The organism is Sinomonas cyclohexanicum (genome assembly GCF_020886775.1).
GTDB classification, from domain to species: domain Bacteria; phylum Actinomycetota; class Actinomycetes; order Actinomycetales; family Micrococcaceae; genus Sinomonas; species Sinomonas cyclohexanicum.
The window spans coordinates 388,472-412,885 of sequence record NZ_AP024525.1; the positions used below are offsets into that span (position 1 = coordinate 388,472).

General features: G+C 71.6%; 22 protein-coding genes, 3 tRNA genes and 1 pseudogene. 17 read left to right on the plus strand and 9 right to left on the minus strand.

The features are described from left to right. Positions 1 to 58 precede the first annotated feature (58 nt). The 6 genes from SCMU_RS01890 (at position 59) to SCMU_RS01915 (ending at position 6,710) form a co-directional block, all read left to right on the plus strand. Positions 59 to 856 (plus strand): IclR family transcriptional regulator, encoded by a 798-nt coding sequence (locus SCMU_RS01890; RefSeq protein WP_229231280.1) that lies wholly within the window; start codon positions 59 to 61, stop codon positions 854 to 856. Positions 857 to 964: 108 nt separating this feature from the next. Beyond that, on the plus strand, positions 965 to 2,293 hold the full coding sequence (locus SCMU_RS01895; RefSeq protein WP_229231281.1) for an LCP family protein: 1,329 nt from the start codon (positions 965 to 967) through the stop codon (positions 2,291 to 2,293). Between the two features lie 35 nt (positions 2,294 to 2,328). After that, positions 2,329 to 2,745 (plus strand): GNAT family acetyltransferase, encoded by a 417-nt coding sequence (locus SCMU_RS01900; protein WP_229231282.1) that lies wholly within the window; start codon positions 2,329 to 2,331, stop codon positions 2,743 to 2,745. Between the two features lie 178 nt (positions 2,746 to 2,923). Next, positions 2,924 to 4,672 carry a urocanate hydratase gene (hutU, locus tag SCMU_RS01905; protein ID WP_229231283.1) on the plus strand — a complete coding sequence of 583 codons (1,749 nt, stop codon included), beginning with the start codon at positions 2,924 to 2,926 and terminating at the stop codon, positions 4,670 to 4,672. 18 nt (positions 4,673 to 4,690) lie between these two features. Then, on the plus strand, positions 4,691 to 6,286 hold the full coding sequence (hutH, locus tag SCMU_RS01910; protein ID WP_229231284.1) for a histidine ammonia-lyase: 1,596 nt from the start codon (positions 4,691 to 4,693) through the stop codon (positions 6,284 to 6,286). Between the two features lie 241 nt (positions 6,287 to 6,527). Beyond that, a complete protein-coding gene (locus SCMU_RS01915) occupies positions 6,528 to 6,710 on the plus strand; it encodes a hypothetical protein (RefSeq protein ID WP_229231285.1) in 183 nt (60 codons plus the stop codon). 97 nt (positions 6,711 to 6,807) lie between these two features. On the opposite strand, the gene SCMU_RS01925 is transcribed toward SCMU_RS01915, so the two are convergent. Next, a complete protein-coding gene (locus SCMU_RS01925; protein ID WP_371829620.1) occupies positions 6,808 to 8,490 on the minus strand; it encodes an MFS transporter in 1,683 nt (560 codons plus the stop codon). Beyond that, positions 8,487 to 8,963: a MarR family transcriptional regulator gene (locus tag SCMU_RS01930; RefSeq protein WP_229231286.1), complete on the minus strand. Its 477-nt coding sequence runs from the start codon at positions 8,961 to 8,963 to the stop codon at positions 8,487 to 8,489. The genes SCMU_RS01925 and SCMU_RS01930 overlap by 4 nt, the downstream gene beginning before the upstream one ends. 50 nt (positions 8,964 to 9,013) lie before the next feature. Between SCMU_RS01930 and SCMU_RS01935 the strand changes: the two genes are divergently transcribed. Next, positions 9,014 to 10,243 (plus strand): hypothetical protein, encoded by a 1,230-nt coding sequence (locus SCMU_RS01935; protein ID WP_229231287.1) that lies wholly within the window; start codon positions 9,014 to 9,016, stop codon positions 10,241 to 10,243. A gap of 60 nt (positions 10,244 to 10,303) precedes the next feature. Here the strand turns inward: SCMU_RS01935 and hutG are convergent, their stop codons facing one another. Next, positions 10,304 to 11,317, minus strand: coding sequence for a formimidoylglutamase (gene hutG, locus SCMU_RS01940; protein WP_229231288.1), 1,014 nt, complete (start codon positions 11,315 to 11,317; stop codon positions 10,304 to 10,306). Positions 11,318 to 11,666: 349 nt separating this feature from the next. On the opposite strand from hutG, the pseudogene SCMU_RS01945 reads away from it, so the two are divergent. The 3 genes and pseudogenes from SCMU_RS01945 to SCMU_RS01955 all read left to right on the plus strand — a co-directional run bounded on the left by SCMU_RS01945 (position 11,667) and on the right by SCMU_RS01955 (position 14,936). After that, positions 11,667 to 13,801, plus strand: a pseudogene (locus tag SCMU_RS01945) (elongation factor G-like protein EF-G2). Between the two features lie 41 nt (positions 13,802 to 13,842). Further along, positions 13,843 to 14,166, plus strand: a complete 324-nt coding sequence (locus SCMU_RS01950) for a PadR family transcriptional regulator (RefSeq protein WP_229231289.1) — start codon at positions 13,843 to 13,845, stop codon at positions 14,164 to 14,166. Continuing rightward, a complete protein-coding gene (locus tag SCMU_RS01955; RefSeq protein WP_229231290.1) occupies positions 14,163 to 14,936 on the plus strand; it encodes a permease prefix domain 1-containing protein in 774 nt (257 codons plus the stop codon). Before SCMU_RS01950 ends, SCMU_RS01955 begins: the two co-directional genes overlap by 4 nt. On the opposite strand, the gene SCMU_RS01960 is transcribed toward SCMU_RS01955, so the two are convergent. Further along, positions 14,911 to 15,480: an NADPH-dependent FMN reductase gene (locus SCMU_RS01960; RefSeq protein ID WP_229231291.1), complete on the minus strand. Its 570-nt coding sequence runs from the start codon at positions 15,478 to 15,480 to the stop codon at positions 14,911 to 14,913. The genes SCMU_RS01955 and SCMU_RS01960 overlap by 26 nt on opposite strands. 109 nt (positions 15,481 to 15,589) lie before the next feature. Further along, positions 15,590 to 17,023 carry an NCS2 family permease gene (locus SCMU_RS01965; protein ID WP_229231292.1) on the minus strand — a complete coding sequence of 478 codons (1,434 nt, stop codon included), beginning with the start codon at positions 17,021 to 17,023 and terminating at the stop codon, positions 15,590 to 15,592. Positions 17,024 to 17,149: 126 nt separating this feature from the next. Here SCMU_RS01965 and SCMU_RS01970 point away from each other — a divergent pair, with 126 nt between their 5' ends. Next, entirely contained in the window at positions 17,150 to 17,797 is a 648-nt protein-coding gene (locus SCMU_RS01970) for a copper resistance CopC family protein (protein WP_229231293.1), read from the plus strand. A gap of 49 nt (positions 17,798 to 17,846) precedes the next feature. On the opposite strand, the gene SCMU_RS01975 is transcribed toward SCMU_RS01970, so the two are convergent. Then, the gene (locus SCMU_RS01975; protein ID WP_229231294.1) at positions 17,847 to 18,398 is read right to left on the minus strand and encodes an NAD(P)/FAD-dependent oxidoreductase; all 552 of its coding nucleotides are present in this window, start codon (positions 18,396 to 18,398) and stop codon (positions 17,847 to 17,849) included. Positions 18,399 to 18,733: 335 nt separating this feature from the next. Here SCMU_RS01975 and SCMU_RS01980 point away from each other — a divergent pair, with 335 nt between their 5' ends. Next, the gene (locus SCMU_RS01980; protein WP_229231295.1) at positions 18,734 to 19,774 is read left to right on the plus strand and encodes a universal stress protein; all 1,041 of its coding nucleotides are present in this window, start codon (positions 18,734 to 18,736) and stop codon (positions 19,772 to 19,774) included. Positions 19,775 to 19,809: 35 nt separating this feature from the next. On the opposite strand, the gene SCMU_RS01985 is transcribed toward SCMU_RS01980, so the two are convergent. Next, on the minus strand, positions 19,810 to 20,757 hold the full coding sequence (locus tag SCMU_RS01985; protein ID WP_229231296.1) for a cation diffusion facilitator family transporter: 948 nt from the start codon (positions 20,755 to 20,757) through the stop codon (positions 19,810 to 19,812). A gap of 1 nt (position 20,758) precedes the next feature. After that, on the minus strand, positions 20,759 to 21,133 hold the full coding sequence (locus SCMU_RS01990) for a metallopeptidase family protein (RefSeq protein ID WP_229231297.1): 375 nt from the start codon (positions 21,131 to 21,133) through the stop codon (positions 20,759 to 20,761). A 134-nt stretch (positions 21,134 to 21,267) separates the two neighbouring features. Here SCMU_RS01990 and SCMU_RS01995 point away from each other — a divergent pair. The 3 genes from SCMU_RS01995 (at position 21,268) to SCMU_RS02005 (ending at position 21,620) form a co-directional block, all read left to right on the plus strand. Continuing rightward, positions 21,268 to 21,340, plus strand: a tRNA-Glu gene (locus SCMU_RS01995). An 83-nt stretch (positions 21,341 to 21,423) separates the two neighbouring features. Then, positions 21,424 to 21,497, plus strand: a tRNA-Asp gene (locus SCMU_RS02000). A 50-nt stretch (positions 21,498 to 21,547) separates the two neighbouring features. Further along, a tRNA-Phe gene (locus SCMU_RS02005) sits at positions 21,548 to 21,620 on the plus strand. Between the two features lie 84 nt (positions 21,621 to 21,704). Here the strand turns inward: SCMU_RS02005 and SCMU_RS02010 are convergent. Beyond that, positions 21,705 to 23,111, minus strand: a complete 1,407-nt coding sequence (locus tag SCMU_RS02010; protein ID WP_229231298.1) for an MFS transporter — start codon at positions 23,109 to 23,111, stop codon at positions 21,705 to 21,707. 131 nt (positions 23,112 to 23,242) lie between these two features. Here SCMU_RS02010 and SCMU_RS02015 point away from each other — a divergent pair, with 131 nt between their 5' ends. Together SCMU_RS02015 and SCMU_RS02020 are read left to right on the plus strand one after the other, a co-directional pair. Then, positions 23,243 to 23,791, plus strand: a complete 549-nt coding sequence (locus SCMU_RS02015) for a TetR/AcrR family transcriptional regulator (RefSeq protein ID WP_229231299.1) — start codon at positions 23,243 to 23,245, stop codon at positions 23,789 to 23,791. A 169-nt stretch (positions 23,792 to 23,960) separates the two neighbouring features. Then, positions 23,961 to 24,410 (plus strand): SRPBCC family protein, encoded by a 450-nt coding sequence (locus tag SCMU_RS02020; protein ID WP_229231300.1) that lies wholly within the window; start codon positions 23,961 to 23,963, stop codon positions 24,408 to 24,410. Positions 24,411 to 24,414: the final 4 nt, after the last annotated feature.

Consider the following 24,414-nt stretch of genomic DNA (forward strand, 5'->3'; position numbering starts at 1 on the left):
AGTCCGGTATCGCAGACATGGGCTGCGACCGGAAACATGAGAACGGAAGGAATACCCGATGTCCCTCGCTCCCAGCGACGTGCGCGAGAAGTCCAAGGTCCCCGCCGCGGAGAGCACGCTCCGCATCCTGCGGCTGCTCGCGTCGCGGCGCGGGCCGCAGCCGGCATCGGCGATCGCGGCCCAGCTCGGGCTCCCGCGCTCCACCGTGTACCACCTGCTGGCGGTGATGGAGGAGAACGGGTTTGTGATGCACCTCGTGGAGGAGCAGCGGTTCGGGCTCGGGATCGCCGCGTTCGAGCTCTCGAGCGCGTACTCGCGGCAGGAGCCGCTCTCGCGGCTCGGCCGGCCGGTGCTCGCCGCGCTGGTCGACGCGATCGGGGAGAGTGCCCATCTGGCGGTGCTGCACGGGCGGGACGTGTACTACATCGTCGAGGAGCGGGCCAAGAACCGGCCGTCGCTCGTGACTGACGTGGGCGTGCGGCTGCCGAGCCACCTCACCGCCAGCGGCCGCGCGATCCTCGCGGCGCTGCCGAAGTCGCAGGTCCGTGCGCTGTACCCGAACGCCGCCGCGTTCACGTCCCGCACCGAGGAAGGGGAACAGATCCGCTCCTACTCGGCGCTCCAGTCCGAGCTGGACCAGGTCCGGCAGCGCGGCTACGCGACGGAGGACGGCGAGGTCACGGGCGGGCTCGCGTCCGTCGCCGCCGCAGTCCTCGACCACACCGGTTGGCCGGCCGCCGCCGTCGCCGTGACGTTCGAGGGCGAGCGGGTCGGCGCGGAGCGGCGGGAGGAACTGTCCAAACGTGTGGCCAAGACGGCGGCGGAGCTCGCGTCGCGCATCTACGGGCGGGGTTAGGGGCCTCTTGACTCTGTGCGCAAGTGCCGTCTGACGCGTATGGTGTGCATCACATCGATGCCCGCCAGCGGTGCCTGCGCCGTGGGCGTCCCGTGCGTGAGGGGGGTCATGGAGCGTGGACGGAGGGTCGGCCGGCGATCACGGCCGCCGCGACGGCGGTGGCCCAAGATCGTCCTTGCGGTATCCATCGTCGTGGTCCTTGCGGCCGTGGGCGGCGCCGTCTACGTCGCCCAGCTCGCAGCGCGGTTCAACTCGAACGTGCACCGCTCCGACGCGCTCGCCCGGGCGGCCACGGAGCAGGCGGCGAGCCCGTCGCCGTCGTCCGTGATCCCGAAGCTGTCCAAGGACACCAACATCCTCATCATGGGCCTCGACTCGCGCGTCGACGAGAACGGCCAGCCCCTCCCGCAGGACATCCAGAACGCCCTGCACGCCGGCGACGACTCGGTCGGCTTCTACAACGCCAACGTGCTCATGCTCGTGCACATCCCGGCGGACGGCTCGAAGTCCACGGCCATCTCGATCCCGCGAGACGACTACGTCGAGACGGCAGGCTTCCCCGGGGCCGGGTTCAAGACCAAGATCAAGGAGGCCTACAGCTACGGATTCGTCGCTGAGCAGTCGGCTCTCCTCGCCCAGGGCAAGCCCAACGACGACGCAACGTACCAGGCCGCCCGTGACGCCGGCCGCGCCGCCGAGATAGCCACCGTGTCCCAGTTCCTCGGCGGTGTGCAGATCGACCACTTCGTCGAGGTCACGATGGTGGCCTTCTACGAGGTGGCGCTCGCGATCCAGCCCATCACGGTGTGCGTCCTGAGGCCTACGCAGGACACATTCTCCGGCGCGGACTTCAAGGCCGGCATGCAGCAGATCGACGCCCAGCAGGCCATGGCGTTCGTGCGCCAGCGCCGCGACACCTCGGACCCCACCTACGACTTCACGGACCTGGACCGCTCGCGCCGCCAGCAGGCGTACATCGTCTCGGTCCTGCACCAGCTCAAGCAGGCCGGCACGTTCACCAACCTGCCCAAGATGGAGGCGGTCCTGGACGCGGTGAGCAAGAACATGGCCGTGGATCGCGGTCTGGACCTCCTGCAGCTCGCGCAGCAGGCCAGCTCGCTCACCGGCGGGAACGTCTCCTTCACCACCCTGCCGATCCTCGGCTTCGGCACCTCGCCCGAGGGCGCCTCGATCAACCTCGTGGACCTGGCGCAGATCCAGGGGATCGTCCGCGACCTCCTCGCCCCGGCTCCCGCACCCACGACGCCGCCGTCCCCGACCTTCGCTGCAGCCTCGCCGTCCGAGACTCCGACGGCCGCAGCGAGCGAGGGCACGCCGCAGGCCGCCGAGACCGCGACGCCCACCCCCACCCCCGCACCCACGTACGCTGACTGGCAGGGAGCGCTGCAGGGCGGCAGCGTCCCGTGCGTCAAGTAGCTCCTGCGCAGGCCGCGACCCCGTAGGGTTGCCGGATGATCCTGCGCACGTTCTCCGAGGCGGACCGCGAGGCCGTCATCGGGCTGTGGCACGAGGTCGGCCTCACACGGCCGTGGAACGATCCCGGCGCGGACATCGACCGAGCGGCGGGCACGTGGCCGGACCTGTTTGTCGTCGCCGAGCGGGACGCCGCCGTGGTAGGCACGGCGATGGCCGGATATGACGGCCATCGGGGCTGGGTCTACTACCTCGCCGTCGCACCCCACAGCCAGCGCCAGGGCATCGGCCGGGCGCTGCTCGCCGAGGCGGAGGCACGTCTCACCTCGCTCGGCTGCCCGAAGGCCATGCTCATGGTCCGCAGAGGCAACGAGTCCGCGCACGGCTTCTACGGGAGCCTCGGCTACAGCGTGGACGAGGTCGAGACGTTCGGCAAGCGGCTCCTCGCAGACTGACAGTGCCGGGCTGACCTCGCCGTCGTGCGCGGCAGCGGGACGCTCCGGGTAAGTCTGGAATCCCGGACAGCACCCCCTCCGATGCCCTGTATTCCGGCTCACAGCCGCGGTGTCATAGATACAGAAGGTCCGACGGACCACCAGACACCCCCCACAACATCACGACGCAGGAGTCACGATGACCACCACCGAACCCAACCGGCCCGCCACGGCGCACAAGGCCGATTTCACCACCGGCGCCCGCCCGGTCCGCGCCCCCCGCGGCACCGAGATCTCGGCCAAGTCCTGGCAGACCGAGGCGCCCATGCGCATGCTCATGAACAACCTCGACCCGGAGGTCGCCGAGCACCCGGACAGCCTCGTGGTCTACGGCGGCACCGGCCGCGCCGCGCGGTCGTGGAAGGCGTTCGACGCGATCGTCGACACGCTCAAGGAGATGGACGACGACGAGACCCTCCTCGTGCAGTCCGGCAAGCCCGTCGGCGTCTTCCGCACCAACAAGTGGGCGCCGCGCGTGCTCATCGCCAACTCGAACCTCGTGGGCGACTGGGCCACGTGGCCCGAGTTCCGCCGCCTCGAGGCCGAGGGCCTCATGATGTACGGCCAGATGACCGCCGGCTCGTGGATCTACATCGGCACGCAGGGCATCCTGCAGGGCACGTACGAGACGTTCGCGGCCGTGGGCCGCAAGCTGATCGCGGAAGGCCGTCACACCACCTCCGCGGCGGAAGGCCCCCTCGCGGGCACCCTCACCCTCACCGGAGGCTGCGGCGGCATGGGCGGCGCCCAGCCCCTCGCAGTGACGCTGAACGACGGCGCGTGCCTCATCGTCGACGTCGACGAGTCCCGCCTGCGCCGCCGCGTCGGCAAGCGCTACCTCGACGAGGTCGAGACGGACCTCGACGCCGCGATCGCCAAGGTCCTGGCGGCCAAGGAGGAGCGCCGCGGCTGGTCCGTGGGCTACGTGGGCAACGCCGCCGAGGTGTTCCCCGAGATCCTCCGCCGCCACAAGGCCGGCGAGCTCACCGTGGACGTCGTGACCGACCAGACCTCCGCCCACGACCCGCTGAGCTACCTGCCCACCGAGTACACGGTCGAGCAGTGGAAGCCGGAGGCCGAGGCCGATCCTGAGGGCTTCACCAAGAAGGCCCAGAACGCGATGGCCCGCCACGTCCAGGCCATGGTCGAGTTCCAGGACGCCGGCGCCGAGGTCTTCGACTACGGCAACTCGATCCGCGACGAGGCCCGCAAGGGCGGCTACGAGCGCGCGTTCGCCTTCCCCGGCTTCGTCCCGGCCTACATCCGCCCGCTGTTCTGCGAGGGCCTTGGCCCGTTCCGCTGGGTGGCGCTCTCGGGTGACCCGGAGGACATCAAGGTCACCGACGAGGCGATCAAGGAGCTGTTCCCCGAGAACAAGCACCTGCACAAGTGGCTCGACGCCGCCGAGGAGCGCGTGGAGTTCGAGGGCCTTCCGGCCCGCATCTGCTGGCTCGGCTACGGCGAGCGCCACAAGGCCGGCCTGCTGTTCAACAGGCTCGTGGCCGAGGGCAAGGTCAAGGCGCCGATCGTGATCGGCCGCGACCACCTCGACTCCGGCTCCGTGGCCTCCCCGTACCGCGAGACCGAGGCCATGAAGGACGGCTCCGACGCGATCGCCGACTGGCCGCTCCTGAACGCCCTCACCGCCGCGTCCTCGGGCGCCACGTGGGTCTCGGTCCACCACGGCGGCGGCGTGGGCATCGGCCGCTCTATCCACGCCGGCCAGGTCTCCGTGGCCGACGGCACCGAGCTCGCCGCCGTGAAGCTGACCGCACTCCTCACTAATGACCCGGGCATGGGCGTGATCCGCCACGTCGATGCTGGCTACGAGCGCGCCGTCGAGGTCGCCGCCGAGCGCGGCGTCAAGATCCCCATGGCCGGCCGCTGAGAACCGAAGGACCCTGACATGACCCTCACCGCTACCGATCTCCCCACCGAGGTCACCCTCTCCACCCACGGCCTCACCGCCGAGGACGTCGTGGCCGTAGCCCGCCACGGCGCCAAGGTCACGATCGCGCCCGAGGCGATCGACGAGGTGGCCCGCGTCCGCGCCCACGTCGAGGCCCTCGCAGCCTCCGAGACCCCGGCCTACGGCATCTCCACCGGCTTCGGGGCCCTCGCGAACCTGCACATCCCGCAGGAGAAGCGCACGCAGCTGCAGAAGTCGCTCATCCGCTCGCACGCCGCGGGCATGGGCCCGGCCGTCGAGACCGAGGTGGCCCGCGCGCTCATGCTGCTGCGCGCCAAAACCCTCGCCTCTGGCCGCACCGGCGTCCGCCCGGTGATCCTCGAGACGTTCGTCGCCTTCCTCAACACGGGCATCACCCCCGTGATCCGCGAGTTCGGCTCGCTCGGCTGCTCCGGCGACCTCGCCCCGCTCTCCCACGTCGCCCTCGTGCTCATGGGCGAGGGAGAGGCGTTCGGGCCCGACGGCGAGCGGTTCGGCGGCGCGGGCGAGCGTCCCGTTGCGGAGCTGCTCGCCGAGCACGGCATCGAGCCGATCGTCCTCGCGGAGAAGGAGGGCCTGGCCCTCGTCAACGGCACCGAGGGCATGCTCGGCATGCTGCTGATGGCGCTCGCGGACCTGCGCCAGCTGGTCAAGACCGCGGACGTCACCGCGGCCCTGTCCGTGGACGGCCTCATGGGCACCGACCAGGTGTTCCTGCCCGAGCTGCACGCCCCGCTGCGCCCGCACCCGGGGCAGGCGGATTCCGCGGCGAACATGCTCGCCGTGCTCGCCGGCTCGAAGATCGTCGAGTCCCACAAGGTCGGCGACAACCGGGTCCAGGACGCCTACTCGTTGCGCTGCGCCCCGCAGGTGGCCGGTGCCGTCCGCGACACGATCGCCCACGCCGAGACGGTCGCGTCCCGCGAGCTGGACGCCGCGATCGACAACCCCGTGGTCCTGCCGGACGGCCGGGTGTCCTCGAACGGCAACTTCCACGGCGCCCCCGTCGCGTACGTGCTGGACTTCCTGGCGATCGCCGTGGCAGACCTCGCCTCGATGGCCGAGCGCCGCACCGACCGCATGCTGGACCCGGCCCGCTCGCACGGCCTCCCCGCGTTCCTCGCCCACGATCCCGGCGTTGACTCGGGCCTCATGATTGCCCAGTACACGCAGGCCGGCCTCGTCTCGGACTGCAAGCGCCTGGCCGTCCCGGCGTCCGTGGACTCGATCCCGAGCTCCGCGATGCAGGAGGACCACGTGTCCATGGGGTGGCACGCCGCCCGCAAGCTGCGCAAGGCCGTGGACAACCTGCGCCGTGTCCTCGCGATCGAGCTCGTCACGGCGGCCCGCGCGATCGACATCCGCACTGAGGCGTCCGACGGCGCGCTGGTCCCCGGTCCGGGAGGCGCGGCGGCCATCGAGGTGCTCCGCCGGGCGGTCCCCGGGCCGGGCACGGACCGGTTCATGTCTCCCGAGCTTGAGGCAGCCGACCGCGTCCTCGCGGAGGGCAACTTCGTCGCGGCGGTGAGCGCCGCCGTCGGCGGTCTTCGCTAGCCCTCCACACCGGCTGTCGGACTGCACAACGGTTCCGCGGAACCGTGGTCAGACCCTACATAGCGGCGCGCCGCAGAAGCCGATAGAAAGAGGTGTCCGCCATCACAGGGCGGACACTGAGGGCATCAGGCGCTGCCGTCAGCACCATCACAACAACAGGACCAAGGTCTACACAAAGGAGTGGAGAGCAATGAAGGCACGTGGAGCGGTACTGACCCGAAGGGGTGCGTACCAGGCGCCAGTGGAGAACTGGACCCAGCTCGCGGTGGGGGAAGTTGTTGAAGTGGTGAGGCACGCGCAGGTCGTGGCCCGCGGGGCGGTCGAGGAGGTCTCCCTCAGCGGGAACGTCCTCTGGCTCGTCTCCGGCGCGCAGGAGCGCCAACTGTGCCTCAAGTCGGATGGGGTGATCGTCCGCCGCGGCTGAGCCACCGCTCGCCGCAGCGGTTGCCTCGCAGGAGGCTCGCAACGTGAGGAAGGCCCGCACCTACCGGTGCGGGCCTTCCTTGCTGTCGGGCACGGTCCTACGCCGGTGGCGCCTCCACCCCGAGGTCCACCATGACCAGCTCGGGTGAGTGCGCGCCGTCGTGCGCTGTGCCCGCGGCGGCTTCCAGGCTCGCCGCGAGGTGCCGGCCCACCGGGCCGTGCGGCGTCTTGCGCACCACGAGCGCGAGTGCCCCGGCGTCGGCGGCGTGCCTGGCGAGGACGTCGGCGGTCGCGGCGTGGTCGCCCACGCTGTGCAGGACGAGGCCGCGGACCGCGGTGCCCTCGGCCGCGAGCCGGTCCACGTGCGCGGACACCGTCGCCCGGGCCTCCTCCTCGGTCTCGGGGCTGATGGTGAGCTCCTCGACGATGTCCGTTTCGCGGACGTGGACGATCTCGAGCGGTGCGCCCTCGCGCGCGGCGATCTCGGCGGCGCGGTCCACCATCGCGGCCGCCTCCGCGTTGGGCCGCACGGCCACGACGACGGGCCGCCCCGTGGCGGCCCGGCCGAGCGGCTCGAGCGTGGGAAGCACGACGTCGGCCTCCTCCGCCCGCTCGGCCTTCGCCACGAGCTTCGCGCCGGACGCGAGCACGGGGATGGCCAGCAGGAACGCGGCCGCGCCGACCCAGAACGCGACGCTCTGGTTCGTGGCCTCGGCGATCTTGCCGGCTACGAACGGCGCGAGCCCGCCGCCGATGAACCGCACGAACCCGTAGGCGGAGGACGCCACGGGCCGCTCCACAGGCGCCACGAGCATGACCGCCTGGGTGGTGAGCGTGTTGTTGATGCCGATGAACGCGCCGCTGACGATCACCGCGACGATCACGACGGCGGGCTCGTGCACCCCGAGCGCGATGACCGCCATGACGATGGCCAGCCCAGCCATGTTCGCGTACAGGACTGCGACCGTCCCGAAGCGGCGCTGGAGCCGGGGCGCGAGGAACACGGCGAACACGGCCACGAGGATGCCCCAGCCGAAGAAGACGAGGCCGAGCTCGTGCGGCCCGAGCTCCATGGGGTAGGGAGCGTAGCCGAGCATCGTGAAGAAGCCCCAGTTGTACAGCAGCGCCACGAGGCCCATGATCAGCAGGCCGCGGTGCTTGAGGGCCGTGAGCGGGGCGCTGAGCTTGGTCTTGACGGCCGGCTTGGGCTGCTGGGGCACGAACAGGAGCGTCGCGATGAGTGCGATCGCCATGAGCGCGGCGACGCCGTAGAACGGGCCTCGCCACGAGATGCTCCCGAGCTCCCCGCCGAGCAGCGGCCCGACGGCGATGCCGATCCCGAGGGCCGTCTCGTACAGGATGATCGCGCCGCCGAACCCGCCCTTCGCGGACGCGACGATCACGGCGAGGCTCGTGGCGATGAACAGCGCGTTGCCCAGGCCCCAGCCGGCGCGGAAGCCGATGATCCCGCCGATCGTGTCCGAGGTGCCGGCGAGGGCCGAGAACACGACGATGAGCGCGAGCCCGAGGATGAGCGTCCACTTGGCGCCAATCCGGGCCGAAACCCAGCCGACGCCGAGCATCGCCACCGCGGTGACGACGAGGTAGCTCGTGAACAGGAGCGAGACGTCGCTCGGGCTCGCGTGCAGGCCTGAGGCCAGCGCGGGCAGGATCGGGTCGACGAGCCCGATGCCCATGAAGGAGATGACGCAGGCGAAGGCGACCGCCCACACCGCCTTGGGCTGCTTGAACGGGCTGACGGGCTTGCCGTGGGTGCTCATGATTCCTTCCGTCTGGTGATCTGGTCGGAGCTGCTCGGCTCGGAGGCGACGAGGCGCTCGAGCGCGGGCAGGGCCGCAGCGATCGCGGCGCGGTCGGCCGGGGCCATGCCGGCGAGCAGGTCCTCGAGGAACTCGACGCGCTGTGCCCGGCGGCCGTCGAGGACGTCCCGCCCGGCGCGGGTGACGTCCACGAGGACGCTGCGGCGGTCGCCCTCGGGGACGCGGCGGGTGAGGAGCCCCTCGCCCTCGAGCCGCGCCACGAGCTGGGTCATGGCCGGCTGCGAGACGCCCTCGGCGTGGGCGAGCTCGGTGATCCGCAGGGGCCCCTCGTCGCGCAGCCGGGCGAGCGTGCTCGCGGCCGACTGCGAGATCTGCCCCACCGCGTACACCGTGCGCAGGCGCCGCACGAGCCGCTCGAGCAGGACCGAGAAGCGCCCGACGAGCTCGGGATCGGACGCGTGAGGAGATTGCATAAGGGGATTATGACATAAGGGACTTATGTATCGATCGATATGCTGGCCCCGTGACGATCATCCTGCCGGATGAGCCGGGCCCGGGAGCGGCCGCCGCCGCGTGGCTCGCCGCGGTCCTCTGCGCCGCGCTCGCGGTGTGGGCCTGGGGCAACGCGCACGACGGCGCGCGCCTCCTCTCGCGGCGCCTTGCCTGGCTCGGGGCTGCCGGCGCGGCGGGCTCGGGGGCCCTCCTCGGCCTGTCGGTGGCGGCCCGGTCTGCGGGTCCGACGGCTTGGGCCGGTACCCCGATCGTGGTCCTCGCCGCGGCCGCGCTCGCCGTCGCCTCCGCCGCGCTCCGGACCCGGCGTGATGTGCTCGCCGGCCGCCTCCCGGAGCTCTCGAGCGTGGCGGTGCCCGGCGCCGTCGTGCGTGCGTCGGCGAGCTGGCGGCGGGAGGCGAGGGCCGGCGTCGTGCGCTGGTGGTACGGCCTGCGCGATGCCCCGGGGCCCGCTCACCGCCACGGCTCCGGGCGGCGGCGCGGGCTCGTGGGGGCGCTCGTGCTGCTCGCGCTCGCGGCGATGCTCGTCAACGGGCTCCTCGGGTACCACGCGGCGGGCGTGGTGGTGAGCCAGTACGCGACGCTCGTCGGGCTGAGCGTGCTGCTCGCCTCGACTCCGGGGGTGGTCGGGGCGTGGCTCGCGATCGTGCTCGCGAGCGGCCGGCCGAGGATCGGTGCGTCCCTGGCCATGGCGGGGGACTACGCGGGGCGGGGGCTCGTGTGCGGGTTCGTGGTGGGGATCGCCGCGTTCGGGCTCGACCGCCTGGCCGCCCAGACGTCCCACCCCGCGCTGGCCGTGTTCCGGGCCACCGAGATGGGCGATTGGCTCACCACGCTCCTCACGCTCTCAGCGACCGGGACCATGATCGGCTTCGCGCTCTCGCAGCTGCGGCTCGTGGACCTCGCGTGCCGGGCCTCGCGGTACCCCAAGGTCGCATGGCTCGCCGCGCCGCCCCTGGTCTTCGCGGCGCTGTCCCTGCTCTCCGGGCTGCTCCTCGACCCCCGCGGGATCTACCTGGCCCTCGTGGCGGACGTGACCCGCGGGCTCCCGCCCGTTCCGCCCGCGGGCCTCACGGACGAGCTGGTCCTCGACGACAGCCGGTACGCGTTCGCCGTCGACCAGACCGGCGCGCTCGCATTCATCCCGGACCCGCTGTGGCTCGCCGGGCTGTGGGCCGCGGCGGCGGCCGTGTTCCTGTGGGGGATCCAGTGGAGGGGCGAGGGCAGGCCCGCGGCGGCATAACAGGCCGTGGCCGCGGCCTGCTATGCCGCCCAGGGCCTGCCATGCCGATTGAGCGAGCCGCTATCCCAGGATCGTGTCCACGAGCCGGGCGGCGACCTTCGCAGTGCGCCCGTCGATGTCGAACGAGGGGTTGAGCTCGGCGATGTCCGCATGGAGCAGCTTCCCGCTCGCCGCGATCCGGCGCACGACGGCGATGATTACCTCGAGCGGTACGCCCACCGCGGCGGGGGCTGACACGCCGGGGGCGACGGCCGCGGGGAGGACGTCGAGGTCGATCGTCAGGTAGACCGCGTCGAGGTCGGCGAGGAAGTCCTCGACGAATGCCTCGGCCGTCTGGCGGGTCGTGTACTCGTCGAGCAGGTACCGCACGCCGAGTTCGTCGGCGCGGTCGAACAGCACGCGCGTGTTGTTGGGCCGCGAGATCCCGAGCACCGCGTACTGGAGCGTGCGCCCCTCGGCCGCCTCGGCGCGGGCCATCTGCAGGAACGGTGTGCCGGAGGTCGGCTGGTCTTCGGCGCGCAGGTCGAAGTGCGCGTCGAGGTTCAGCACGCCGACCCGGACGCCGCCGGACCGCTCGGATCCGGCCACGCCGAGGTAGCTCGCGAATGCCGTCTCGTGGCCGCCGCCGAGGCCCACGGTGAGGGCGCCGGCATCGAGCGCGGCGGCGAGGGCGGCGCCGAAGCGCTCCTGCCCGCCCTCGAGGTCGCCGGGGAACTCGTCCCCGCCGGTCACCACGGTGACGTCGCCGGCGTCGAAGACGTCGCGGTCCAGGTGGAATGCGAGCGGGCCGAGCGCCGCGCGGATCGCCGCAGGCCCCTCGGCGGCGCCGAGCCGGCCCTTGTTGCGCCGCACGCCCTCCTCCGAGCGGAAGCCGAGCAGCACGGCGGGAGTCGAGCGGGCGCCGTCGTGCGCGGCCTGAACCGACGCGGCGAGCTCCCCCGGGGTGTGCGGCCGTGCGGCCTGCCACCAGCGGCGGTGTTCGCGGGAGTCGCCGTCGTTGCGGCCGGACCAGGGCTCGCAGGGGATGTCCACGCGGGCGGGTGCGGCGGGGCTGTGGGTGGGCGCTTCGCTCATCCCCCCAGCACACAGCATCGGGGCGGCCCCGCGCCATACCCAGCGGCGGCATCTGTCCGGAACCCCGGACGACTCGCCCGCACACCCGACCCCGTCTGAGAGTCACCTCCTGGAGGTCACCTTCTGAGAGTCACCTCCTGGAGGGCATCTCCCGTGGGTGCACTCGCGGGACCTGACTCCCAGGACGTGACTTCCAGAAGCTGACTCCCAGGACGTGACATTCAGACGTGCACCTCCAGACGTGCACCTCGGATTTCGCCGGCGGCGCCCTCTCGCCTCATCCCGGCCCGAGGGGCAGGATAGGGGCAAGACAGCGCCGGTTCGATTCACGCGAGAGACGGAGGAACCCATGTCGGGCAAAGGCACCAACGGTTCGGCGAAGGGATCTGGCCCGGCAGCGGTGAACCGCTCAGAGCTAATCCGCAACGTGGCCCTCGTGGGCCACTCGGGGGCGGGCAAGACGATCCTGCTCGAGGCGATCCTGGCCTCGACCGGCGCGATCACCCGCATGGGCACCATCGCGGACGGCACCACAGTCAGCGATTCCGACCCCGCCGCCGTCCACCAGCAGCGCTCCGTGGCGCTCTCGCTCGCCCCGGTCATGTCCGGCGACGTCAAGGTCAACCTGCTCGACACCCCCGGCTACGCCGACTTCGTGGGCGAGCTCCGCGCCGGGCTCCGCGCCGCGGACGGCGCCCTGTTCGTCGTCTCGGCCGCCGAGGACATCGACGCCGCGACCATCGCCCTGTGGGCCGAGTGTGAGCGCGTGGGGATGCCGCGCGCCGTCGTGCTTTCCAAGCTCGACCACCCCCGCGCGGACTACCAGGCGGCACTCGCGCGAAGCCAGGCCGCGTTCGGCGAGTCGGTCCTGCCGCTGTACGTCCCCGTCACGCACGACGGCGCGCTGGCCGGCCTCCTCGGTCTGCTCACCCGGACGGTCTCGGACTACTCCGGGTCCCCCTCCGGGGGTCCCTCCAGCCCGAGATGCGGCCCGCGCGCGACGAGGAACTCGCCGGATGGGAGGACGTCCGCGGGGCGCTCATCGAGGGCATCATCGGCGAGAGCGAGGACGAGACCCTCATGGACCGTTACCTCGGCGGGGAGGACATCGGGCTCGAGACGATCATCGGAGACCTCGAGAAGGCCATTGCGCGGGGCTCGTTCTTCCCGGTGGTCCCCACGTCTGCGTTGGCAGGGACTGGCGCGGCCGGGGTGGGCACGGCCGAGGTCCTCGAGGTGCTCCGGCGCGGCTTCCCGTCGCCGGCCGAGCACGCGGTCCCTGTGGTAACGGACCTCGAGGGCAAGCCGGTGAAGGGCCTGCGCTGCGACCCGGACGGACCGCTCGTGGGCGAGGTCGTGCGGACCACCGTGGACCCGTTCCTCGGCCGGGTCTGCCTCGTCCGGCTCTTCTCGGGCACGCTTCGCGAGGAGACCCCCGTGCACGTGGCCGGGCACGGGCTCGAGGACCGCGGCCACCCGGACCACGATGCGGACGAGCGCCTCGGCCACCTCTTCACGCCGTTCGGGGCGACCCTCCAGGCGGCGCCGTACGCCGTGGCGGGGGACCTGTGCGCCGTCGCACGCCTGAGCGCCGAGACCGGGGACACCGTCTCCGCCCGGGAGGCGCCGATGCTGGTGGCGCCGTGGGACATGCCCGAGCCGCTCATGCCGGTCGCCGTCGAGGCCGCCTCGCACGGCGACGAGGACGCGCTCGCCAAGAGCCTTGCCAAGGTCGCCGCCGGGGACCCGACCCTGCGCGTGGAGCGGAACCCCGAGACCCACCAGCTGGTCCTGTGGTGCATGGGCGAGGCCCACGCGGACGTGGTGCTGGACCGGCTGCGGGAGCAGGGCGTCAAGCTCGCGACCGTGGACGTCGTCACGCCCCTGCGCGAGACGTTCGCGGCCGCCGCCGTGGGGCACGGCCGCCACGTCAAGCAGTCCGGCGGGCACGGCCAGTACGCGATCTGCGACATCGAGGTCGAGCCGCTTGAGCGTGGGGGAGGGTTCGAGTTCGTGGACCGGATCGTGGGCGGCGTGATCCCGAGGACGTTCATCGAGTCCGTCGAGAAGGGCGTGCGCGCCCAGATGGCGAAGGGCGTCGCGGAGGGGTTCCCCGTGGTGGACATCAAGGTCACGCTCGTGGGCGGGAAGACGCACAGCGTCGACTCCTCGGACGCCGCATTCCAGGCTGCCGGGGCCCTCGCCCTGCGCGAGGCGGCCGCGGCCGCGCGGATCCAGCTGCTCGAGCCCGTCTCCGCCGTGACCATCAGCGTCCCGGACGAGCACGTCGGTGCCGTCATGAGCGACCTCTCCTCGCGCCGCGGGAGGGTCACGGGGACCGCATCCGGCGGTGAGCTCACGGACATCTCCGCGGAGGTGCCGGATGCCGAGCTGCTGCGCTACGCCGTCGAGCTCCGCGGGCTGAGCGCGGGCACGGGCACCTTCCGGCGCGAGTACCTGCGTCACGAGCCGGTGGCGCGCTGACCTCTTGCGCTGCGTCCCTGACGTACCTAGATTGTCTAGGTATGGGACGCAGTGCAGTGAACGGACAGCTCGACCTCCTCCTTCTGGCCTCGCTCGGCGCGGGCGAGGCCCACGGCTACGCGCTCATCGCGCGCATCCACGAGCGCAGCGGCGCGCGCCTCGAGCTCCAGGAGGGCTCGGTGTACCCCGCGCTGCACAAGCTCGAGGCTGCCGGGTGGGCGGCGAGCCGCTGGGCGGACGACGACGCCGCGCGCCGCCGCGTCTACTCCCTCACCCCCGCGGGACGCACCGAGCTCGAACGCAGGAGACGGGAATGGGACGGCTTCGCCTCCGCCGTGCACGGCGTGCTGGGGGCGGCATCATGAGCCCCATCGACGCGTACCTCGACGAGCTGTTCGCCTCGGCCCGGGACAGCGATCCGGCCGCAGCACGCCGCCTCCTCGCCGAGGCCGAGGCACACCTGCGTGAGTCCGCGGCGCGTCTGCGCGCCCAGGGCCTGGGCCCCGAGGATGCCGAACGCGAGGCCGTGCGCCGGTTCGGGCCGGTCGCTGCGGTCGCCCCGGCGCTGCGGGCCCAGGCCAGCGGGCTCGGCGGGCTTCCGCTGCGCGCGTTCGTCCGGCCCGCCGTGGGACTAGCAGCCGTCGGCGCGATCGCGGTCGGGCTCAGCGGTGTCCTCTCGGAGGTGTTCGGCCGGCTGTGGGGCGCCGGATTCGTCTCCGGGGACCTGCCCGGCAACGCGTACACGGCCGCGCGCTGCGCCGTGCTCCAGGCCCCCTACCCGGGCCTCGACTGCGCACAGGCCGCGGCCGCGCACCACTGGGGCGAGGTCGTCGAGTACCGGGTGCTCCTGGGCGTCGTGGGCCTCGCGCTCCTCCTCCTGTGGCGATTCCTGCCGAGGTCCGTTCCGCTCCCGAGGTGGGCGGCGCCGTCGGCCGCAGCGGCGGCCTTCCTGCTCGCCGCGGGCGGAACCGGCGTCGTCGCACTCAACGCCGCGGTCCAAGGTGGCCAGGGCGTCGGCGCATGGCTGAGCGCGGCCGTCGTCGCGCTCCCGCTCGCGGCCGCGTTCGCCGTCGTCGCACTGCGCGGGCGCGGGGCCGGCCGCGCCCGGGTCAGCCCTGCTTCGGCAGCACCGTGAGGACCCGCTCCACGAACTGGGCGAACTCCTCCATGAAGTGCCGCAGGAACTGCTCGGTGCTTGCGTCGTTGACCTCCCCGTCTTCGGTGATGAGCCCCGGCGTGAACTGGATGTAGGCCTCCGGCGCGCTCATCTGGGGCGAGTTGCAGAACGCGAGGATGCCCCGGAGGTTCTGCTGCGCCACCGCCGTGCCGATCTTGCCCGGGGAGGCCCCGATGATGGCGGACGGCTTACGGTTGAGCGAGTTGGTGCCCCACGGGCGGGACGCCCAGTCGATCGCGTTCTTGAGCGAGCCGGGGATGTCCCGGTTGTACTCGGGCGTGACGAACAGGACCGCGTCGTGGCGCTCGATCGCCTCCTTGAGTGCGCGCCCCTCGGGCGGATAGTCGGCGTCGAAGTCGTGGTTGTAGAGCGGGAGGTCCTTGATGGGGATCTCCTCGAACTCCAGGGAGCTGGGCGCGAGGCGGATGAGCGCCTTCGAGAGCGTGCGGTTGATCGACTTCTGGGAGAGGCTGCCGATGAAGTAGCCGACGGTGTAGGCCATGTCGTTCCCTTCCGTTGCTGGGGCAGCGCCCGCGCGCGGCGACCTGTGGGCGGCAGCCGGCGCGGCGCCGTCGTCAGCGTATGACGCCGCCCGACGGCGCCGGAAGGCCCTAGAAGCCGAGCAGCTTCTCCACCGGGCCGATGCCGAAGAAGATCAGGAACGCCGCCGCGACGGCCCACATGAGCGGGTGGATGTCCCGCGCCCGGCCCTGGAACAGGCGGACGAGGACGTAGGAGATGAAGCCCGCGCCGAGGCCGTTGGCGATCGAGTACGTGAACGGCATGAGGCCGATCGTGAGGAACGCGGGGATCGCGATGCCGATGTCTTGCCAGTCGATCTTCGCGACCTGCTGGAACATGAGGAAGCCGACGATCACGAGCGCGGGGGCCACGGCCTCGAACGGGACGAGGTTGATCAGCGGCGTCAGGAACATCGCCACGATGAGCAGGATGCCCGTGACCACGTTGGCCAGGCCGGTGCGTGCGCCCTCGCCGATGCCGGCGCCGGATTCGACGAAGATCTGGTTCGAGGAGATCGACGTGCCGCCGCCGGCAATCGCGCCGAACGCGTCTACCAGGAGCACGCGGTCCACGTTGGGGATCTGCCCGTTCTCGGACATGCTGCCGGCCTCGCGGGCCAGACCCACCATGGTTCCCATGGCGTCGAAGAAGATGCTCAGGAGGATCACGAAGGCCAGCAGCAGCGCACCGAGCACGCCGAGGTGGCTGAACGCGCCGAACGGGTCCGCCTTGCCGAACAGGCTCAGGTCCACGGGCGCCACATTGCCCAGGCCGGGCACCACGAGGGACCAGCCGGCCGGATTGGGCTGCTGCCCCGGCGCCACGGACGGGCCCACGTGGAACACGAGCTCCACGATGTTTGCGAGGATGGTCGCGGCGATGATGCCGATGAGCAGCGCGCCGCGGACCTTGCGGACCATGAGGGCGATCGTGAGGAACAGCCCCACGACGAATACGAGCGTGGGCCAGCCGATGAGGCGGCCGGCGTCGCCGAGCCCGAGCGGGACCGTGGTGCCGGCGGCATCCGGGATGCGCCGCACGAACCCGGCGTTGACCAAGCCGATGAGGGCGATGAAGACGCCGATGCCCACCACGATCGCCGTCTTGAGCCCCTCCGGCACGGCCTTGAAGACCGCGGTGCGGAAGCCCGTGAGCACGAGGACGAACATGACGACGCCGGCCACGAGCACCAGGCCCATCATGTCCGGCCACGTCACGCCGGGGTGCGTAGCGACCGTCACGGCGACGAACGCGTTGACGCCGAGACCCGTGGCGAGGGCGAACGGGTGCTTGGCCCACACGCCCATGAGGATCGTCAGGATGCCGGCCACGAGCGCGGTCATCGCCGCGACGCGGGGGATCCCCAGGTGGTCCCCGGCCGCGTCGGCTCCCGAGAGGATGAGCGGATTGAGGACCACGATGTAGCTCAGTGCGAAGAACGTCGCGAGGCCGCCGCGGATCTCGCGGGCGACCGTCGAGCCGCGCTCGGTGATCTTGAAGTACCGATCCACTGCCGATGCCATGGGCGCTCCTGTACGCGGGGTTGAAAGGGTGTTCAAAGGGCGGCACCAGGGGTAGGGGTGGCCCCGGGGCCGGATCAATCCTACTGGTCGGTTGTTCTACGCATGGTCGAAAACTAGGCTGGTGTGATGCACATCCTCCGCCGCGCGCTGGCTGCGCTCGCCGCCATGGCCCTCATTGTCGTGGCCCCGGCCCCAGCGTTCGCCCACGACGCGCTGGAAGGCTCGGCGCCGACGTCGGGCGCCACAGTGGCGAGCGTCCCCGACGAGGTGCGCCTCGACTTCAGCGAGCGGCCCCTCGGGGTCGGCGCGGAGATCCGGGTCACGGACGCGTCCGGGACGAGCTGGTCCGACGGCACGCCGCAGGTCGTGGACCGCAGCGTGCACCAGAAGCTGCGCACCGGCGCCCCTGGCGGCGCCTACACGGTCGTGTGGCGCGTCGTCTCCTCCGACTCGCACCCCATCGAGGGCACCTTCACGTTCATGGCGACGGCGGGGAGCGCTGCCGGAAGCACGACGGCGGCCGCCGCGCCCGGCGCGTCCACCTCGCCGGGCGCCGGGGGTGCTCCCGGGATCCAGGCGTCGCAGCCGGGGAACGCGCAGACGCCGCCGGCTGCCCCGGCCGCGCCAGGGGACTTCCCGTGGGTGATTGTGGTGTTCGCGGTCGTGGCGGTCGGCCTGCTCGCGGCGCTCGGGATCGGCGCCCGGCGTCGGCTGGGGCGCGGTGAGGGGTCTGATGACTCGGGGCCCGGCGCATCCGGGCCTGCCGGGGCCTGACGGCCGGGCGCCTCGGACCGTTTGCCTCAGGCGTGCGGGCGCGCAGGCCTCAGGCGTGCTGGAGGCCCGCGCCCGTGCGGGCGGCGACCTCCAGGCCGACGTGCTTGGCCTGGCGGAGGAGCTCGCGTGTGCTCGGGGCGGAGAGCTCCGTGACGCCCACGAGGTAGAGGCCGATCTGCGCGAGCGCCTCGAGGAGATGCTCGCCGAGCGAGTAGCCGAGGTCTGCGAGGAACCGGCGCAGCTGGTTGTGGGCGCACCGGGTGAGGACCACGGCGTCCGCGATGACGAGCCCGTGTTCGGTGCGGACGGCCCAGCGCGCCGGAGCGCCCTCGTCCGTCCCCTCGACGAGCGTGAGGTGCCGTGCCATGACGTGGTGGCGGACATCGAGGGAGTGGCTCGCCGCGTACTTGCGCAGATGCCGCAGCACGTCGAGGTACTCGGCGGATTCGGCGCTGGAGAGGTCGGCCACGCGGAGGGCGGTGGTCGCGGTCGAGGGGGAGGAGTTCTCGAGGCCGTCCACGGTGACAGCAGGGACGCCGTGCCGGTTGAGCTCTGCCGCGACGGCAAGGCCGGACAGGCCCGTCCCCGATGATGACCGCACCGGTGGACTCGGCAACGGCGTCGGGGGCAGCAGTCTCCTGTTGGCGCGACGGGGTCGACACGAGCGGTCCTCCTGCGGAGTTCACGGTTGGTTTGCTGCTCGCGCGTTCCCCTCAGACTGCTCGCAGAACACCGCCCAGAAGCGAAAGTCTTCTTCCAGAATCCGGGCGACGCTTCGACCCTACAGAAAAACGACCGCTTTGGGTAGGGGCATGGTCGCCGCTCGTCCGATGTCCGCTCGCAAGGGCCTTGTGGCACCTTGACCGGCCCGGAATTCCGGCGGACATTGGCCATGGAGGGACCGTGTTAGGCTCGCAGCGAGTCGAGGAGGCAGCCATGACAGAGCAGCTCCACCCGCAGGACGGCCCCGCCGGCCAGGACCCCGAGGAGTCCGATCTTCCGACGGGAATCGTGGTCGGGGTTGACGGCTCCGACCATGGCCGGTGCGCCCTCAAGTGGGCTGCCGGCGAGGCCAAGCGCCGCCGCCGCCCGCTCCACGTCGTCACCGCCTACAGTGTGCCGCTCTTCGCGGCGTCCGGGCTGGACGGCGGCTATGCGACGTTCGATGACACGGTGATCCGCGACGGCGCCGAGGCCGTCCTCAAGGAGGCCCTCGAGGAGCTCGGCGAGGTCGACGGCGTCGAGGTCACCTCGTCCGTCGAGTCCGGCGACGCGTCCGGCGTGCTACTCGAGTTCTCCAAGGCCGCCGAGCTGCTCGTCTTCGGGACCCGGGGCCGCGGCGGGTTCGTCGGCCGGCTCCTCGGGTCCGTGTCGAGCGCCCTGCCGGCCCACGCGCACTGCGCCACTGTGACCGTCCCGCTGCGCTTCGCCGAGCGGATCGGCGAGGAGATCGACGACAGGCACCTGCGCGAGGAGAAGGCCAAGGAAGGGCCGGCCAAGGTCGAGGACGTTGTCGCGGTGGGTGTCGACGGCTCCGACCAGGCGCGCGTGGCGGTCCTCGTCGCGGCCGAGGAGGCCATGATGATGGGCGTCCCGCTGCGCATCGTGTGCGCGGTGCCCCAGTTCAGCGGAAGCCTCGCGTGGGTCCCCGCTCCGGTGGACCGCGAGCAGCTGTTCCAGGACATCCGCGCCCAGCTCAAGGCGGGCACGGCCTGGCTGCAGAGCCATTTCCCGAACCTCGAGGTGCAGACGAGCCTCCTCGACGGCGCGCCCGTGGACGTCCTCGTCGAGGTGTCCCACACCGTGCAGCTCCTCGTGCTCGGCACGCGCGGCCGCGGCGGGTTCGCGGGCATGCTGCTGGGTTCGACGACGGACGGCGTGCTGCACCACTCGAAGGGCCCCGTGATGGTGGTCCCGGACCACGCCGACGAGCGTCTGGCAGACAGGGCCTCCTTCGGCCCGATGCTCGCCCCCTGATCCGCATGACGCCGGGTATCGGGCTCTCGTGTGGCTCAGGCGTGCTGCTCCGGCTCGTGCTCCCGGTGTGAGGCCGGCTCGAGCTGGAAGGTGCAGTGCTCGGTGTCGAAGTGCTCGCCGAGGCAGTCCTGCAGCCGATCGAGCACGCGGTCCATGCCCTCGGCGCCCAGCACGGAGTCTTCGACCACCACGTGGGCCGAGAACACCGGTACGCCGGAGGTGATGGTCCAGGCGTGGATGTCGTGCACGTCCACCACGCCGGGCGCCGAGAGGACGTGCTCCCGGATCCGCTCGATGCTCAGGCCCTTTGGAGTGGCCTCGAGCAGCACGTCCACGACGTCGCGCAGGAGCGACCACGCGCGCGGCACGATGAACACCGCGATGGCGAGCGACGCGATCGCGTCGGCCTGTACCCAGCCGGTCAGGACGATCACGACCCCGGCCACGATGACCGCGATCGAGCCGACGAGGTCGCCGAGCACCTCGAGGTAGGCCCCGCGGACGTTGAGGCTCTCCCGGTGGGCGCCGTGCAGGATCGCGAGGCCGCTGACATTCGCCGCTGCGCCGATGACGGCGCCCGTGAGCATCGGCGTGGTCTGGACTTCCGCTTCGCCCTGAAACCGTCGGATGCCCTCGATGAAGATCAGCACCGCGATGACGATCAGCACGAGCGCGTTCGCGAGGGCGGCCAGGACCTCGGCGCGCTGATAGCCGAACGTGCGCTGGTCCGTGGCCGGCCGTGCGGCGATCCACGCGGCCGTCAGCGCGATCGCGAGGCCCGCGGCGTCGGAGAACATGTGCCCGGCGTCGGCCAGCAGGGCGAGGGAGCCGGAGATCAGGCCGGCGACGAGCTGGACCACCACCACCGAGAGTGTGATGCCGAGTACGAGGATCAGGCGGCGCCGGTGGCGGCCCGTCGCCGTGGTCCCTGACAGCCCGTGGGAGTGCCCGTGCGCGTCGCCGGGCCCGTGCGAGTGGCCCATGTCAGCCCCAGCCCAGCTCGTGGAGGCGCGCGTCGTCGATCCCGAAGTGGTGGGCGAACTCGTGCACCACGGTTACCGTGATCTCCTCGATGACCTCGTCCCGGGATGAGCAGATCTCGAGGATCGGCTCGCGGAAGATGGTGATCCGGTCGGGCAGGGAGCCTGCGGCATACCACTCGCCGCGCTCGGTCAGCGGGATGCCCTCGTACAGGCCCAGCAGCACCACGTCCGGGTCGTCCCCGCGCCGCGGGATGTAGTGGTCCTCGATGAACACGGCCACGTTGTCCATGTGCTTCGCGATGCGACGCGGGATCGCCTCGAGGGCGGCGTCCACCGCCTCCTCGAACTCGTCCTCGGTCATCCACGCCGCGTCCATGCCCACAACTCTACTGAGCGCCCCGGATCCCGGCGCGCCCAGGCCGCCGCACCCCGGACCCCGGCGCGCCCAGGCCGCCGCACCGGGATTTGTCTGGCCAGAGCGGGGCGCCCTATAGTTTGATGGTCTAGCTGGCCCCCATCGTCTAGTGGCCTAGGACACCGCCCTTTCACGGCGGCGACACGGGTTCGAATCCCGTTGGGGGTACGCACGGATCTGGATTTTGGACGGGCCTGAAAGGTCTGCTAGGATCTAAGTCTTGTGAGCGGGGCTCGAACCCGCGAAAACAAGGCCCTGTAGCGCAGTTGGTTAGCGCGCCGCCCTGTCACGGCGGAGGTCGCGGGTTCAAGTCCCGTCAGGGTCGCTTCGGCGACATGACCACGGTCAGGTTGTCTTTCGGTGAGAGATCATCGAGGCTCTGTAGCTCAGTTGGTAGAGCGTTCGACTGAAAATCGAAAGGTCACCGGATCGACGCCGGTCGGAGCCACATCGGAAAGGCCCCCGCAATCGCGGGGGCCTTTCGCGTTTCCGGATCGGTTGCCCGGCCGGCGTGGTGCGCGGCCAGCTCTGGTCAGGACCGCCGGGGCCGGACCGCGAGCCCCACGGCGGCCGCGAGTGCGATCGCCGAGAGCACCGCGGCGGAGAGGAACCCGGCCCGGCCGCCCACGAGGAAGTCGCCCGGCACCGCGAACGCAGCGTAGGTCGAGGCGACGATCGCGAGGCCCACGGCCCCGCCGAGCTGCTGCATGGTCTGGAAGAGGCCGGACGCGGAGCCCGCGTGCTCGGGCTCGACGTCCCGCAGGGCCAGTGCGGTGAGCGGCATGAACGTCATGCCAGCCGAGATGCCGGTGAACAGCAGCGCGGCGACCACCACGGCGAACGGCGTGTCGCTGCGCAGCTGCGTGAGGGGAAGGAACCCGACCACGCGCAGCAGGGCACCGCCGAGGACCAGCCGCTCTGCCCCGAAGCGCGCGACCAGGCCCGGGATGACCCGCGACATCACGAAGATGCTCAGCGGCATCGGCAGGAACGCGAGGCCCGTCACAAGCGGCGAGAGGTGCAGCACGTCCTCGAGGTACTGGACCGTGAGGAAGAACATCGCGAGCATGCCGCCGAACGTGGCGGCCATCGCGGCGAGCGCGCTGATCCGGCTCGCGCTGCGCAGCAGCCGTGGCTGGAGCAGCGGGTGGGCCACGCGGAGCTCGGTGACGCCGAGGACCGCGAGGAGCACGACGCCGGCCACGAGGCCGCCGATGGTGCGGGCATCGTGCCAGCCGAAGTCGGCGGCCTGGAGCAGGCCCCAGACGATGGCGACGGCCCCGCCCGTGGCGGTCACGGCGCCGAGCACGTCGAAGCGGCCGGTTCGGCGGGGCGTCTCGTCGACGAACCGCGGGACCGCGAGAAGGATCGCGACGCCGATCGGTACGTTGATGAACAGCGTCCAGCGCCACGTGGCGGCGTCGGTGAGGATCCCACCGAGGATGAGCCCGAGTGCGCCTCCCATCGAGGCGATCGCGGAGAAGAGGGCGAGCGCGCGGTTGCGTGCGCCGTCGTCCTTCGCGGTGGTGGTGATGAGGGCCAGGACGTTCGGTGCGGCGAACGCCGCGCCGAGGCCTTGGAGGGCCCGGGCGGCCACGAGTAGGAGGGGAGTGGTGGCGAGTCCGCCGAGGAGCGAGAAGGCGGTGAAGGCGGCGACGCCCACGAGGAACGTTCGGCGCCTGCCGAGCACGTCCCCGACGCGGCCTCCGAGCAGGAGGACGCCGCCGAACGCGAGGGCGTAGCCGTTGAGGACCCAACTGAGATCGGCGGGGGCGAAGCCGAGGTCGCGGGCGATGTGCGGGAGTGCCACGTTCACGACCGTCCCGTCGAGGACGAGCATGAGCTGGGCGAGCATGACGAGCCAGAGGCCGGTGGTCCCGGCGCGGTGGGTGGTTGGCGCTGCGGTTGCGGGCGCGCGGGCTGCGAGGGTGAATGGCATGGGGAAGTGTCCTGTTCTGGCCGATGGGCTGACGTACACTAAGAGGAGAGAGGCTCCGCTTAGAACTATACGGAGAGACTCTCCGCTTTGCAACCGCTTCTGCGCAGTTCTTTCTGGGAAGGTGTTGTTCCGTGCGCGCTGACGCCCGCCGAAACCGCGATCGCATCGTCGAGATCGCGCGTGCCCTGTTCAAGGCCAAGGGCTTCAACGAGGTCTCGATGGACGAGGTCGCCAAGGCCGCCGAGGTCGGCGCCGGGACCCTCTACCGCCACTTCCCCACCAAGGACGCGCTCTATGACGCCGTCCTCGAGGCCTGGACGGACCGCGTCAACGCCGCGGTGGACCAGGCCCTCGCGCTCGATGCCCCCGCGCGGGAACGCCTCCTGAGCTGGTTCGCCGACTACGTGGACCTGCTCAACGGCCACAAGGGTGCGGCCGCGCGCATCACCCTCGCGCTCGGCGACGCCGGATCACCGTTCGCGGCCAAGTGCACGAGGTACCTCACGGCGAACCAGCGCGTCATCGACGAGCTCGGTCCGGCCCTCCGCCCCGGCGTCAGCGCCATGGAGGTCTCCCGGCTTGTTGGCGCGGTGGCGGCCGTGGCCGATGCGAGCGAGATCCCGCGCGAGGAGATCGCCTCGATGCTCGGGGTCGTCGCCGACGGGCTCGTGGCCCCCTGACGAGCGGCCCCTGGGGGCCTTACGTCACGGGGCTTTGGGCCGTAGTGGGCCCGGTGCCGCCCGCGTAGCGTCGGAGGTGGCCCGGCCCCAGCGCTCCATAGCGGCTTCAGCTGCCGCACCACGCGCCGTCGGCGGCGTCCGGGCTGCTGCTTCGCGTGAGGAGAATCCGATGGGCCACATCAAGGTGAGCATTCCAATCGACGCGCCGGTCGAGCGCGTCGTCGATGTCGCGACCGACCCCCGGCACTGGGCGTCGTGGTGGGTCAACCTCGGCGAGGCCGAGAAGATCGAGGGCGACGGCGGTGTGGGAACCGTCGTCGAGCACAAGTACCTCATGGCGGGGGTCCCCTTCCATGTCACCACGCGCGTGACCGAGAACGCGCCGACGCCGACCGGCGGGCAGCACGTCCGCATCCAGTTCGATGGCCCGCTCAAGGGGTGGCAGACCTGGGACTACGAGCCGCGCGACGGCGGAACGAACGTCACCGCGGAGTTCGACTACAACGTCCCGGGAAGTGCAATCGGCAAGTTCGCGGACGAGCTCATCATCGAGCGCATGCAGCAGCGGGCGCGCGAGCAGACCCTCGATAACCTCAAGCTCCTGGTCGAAGCGGGCTGACGCT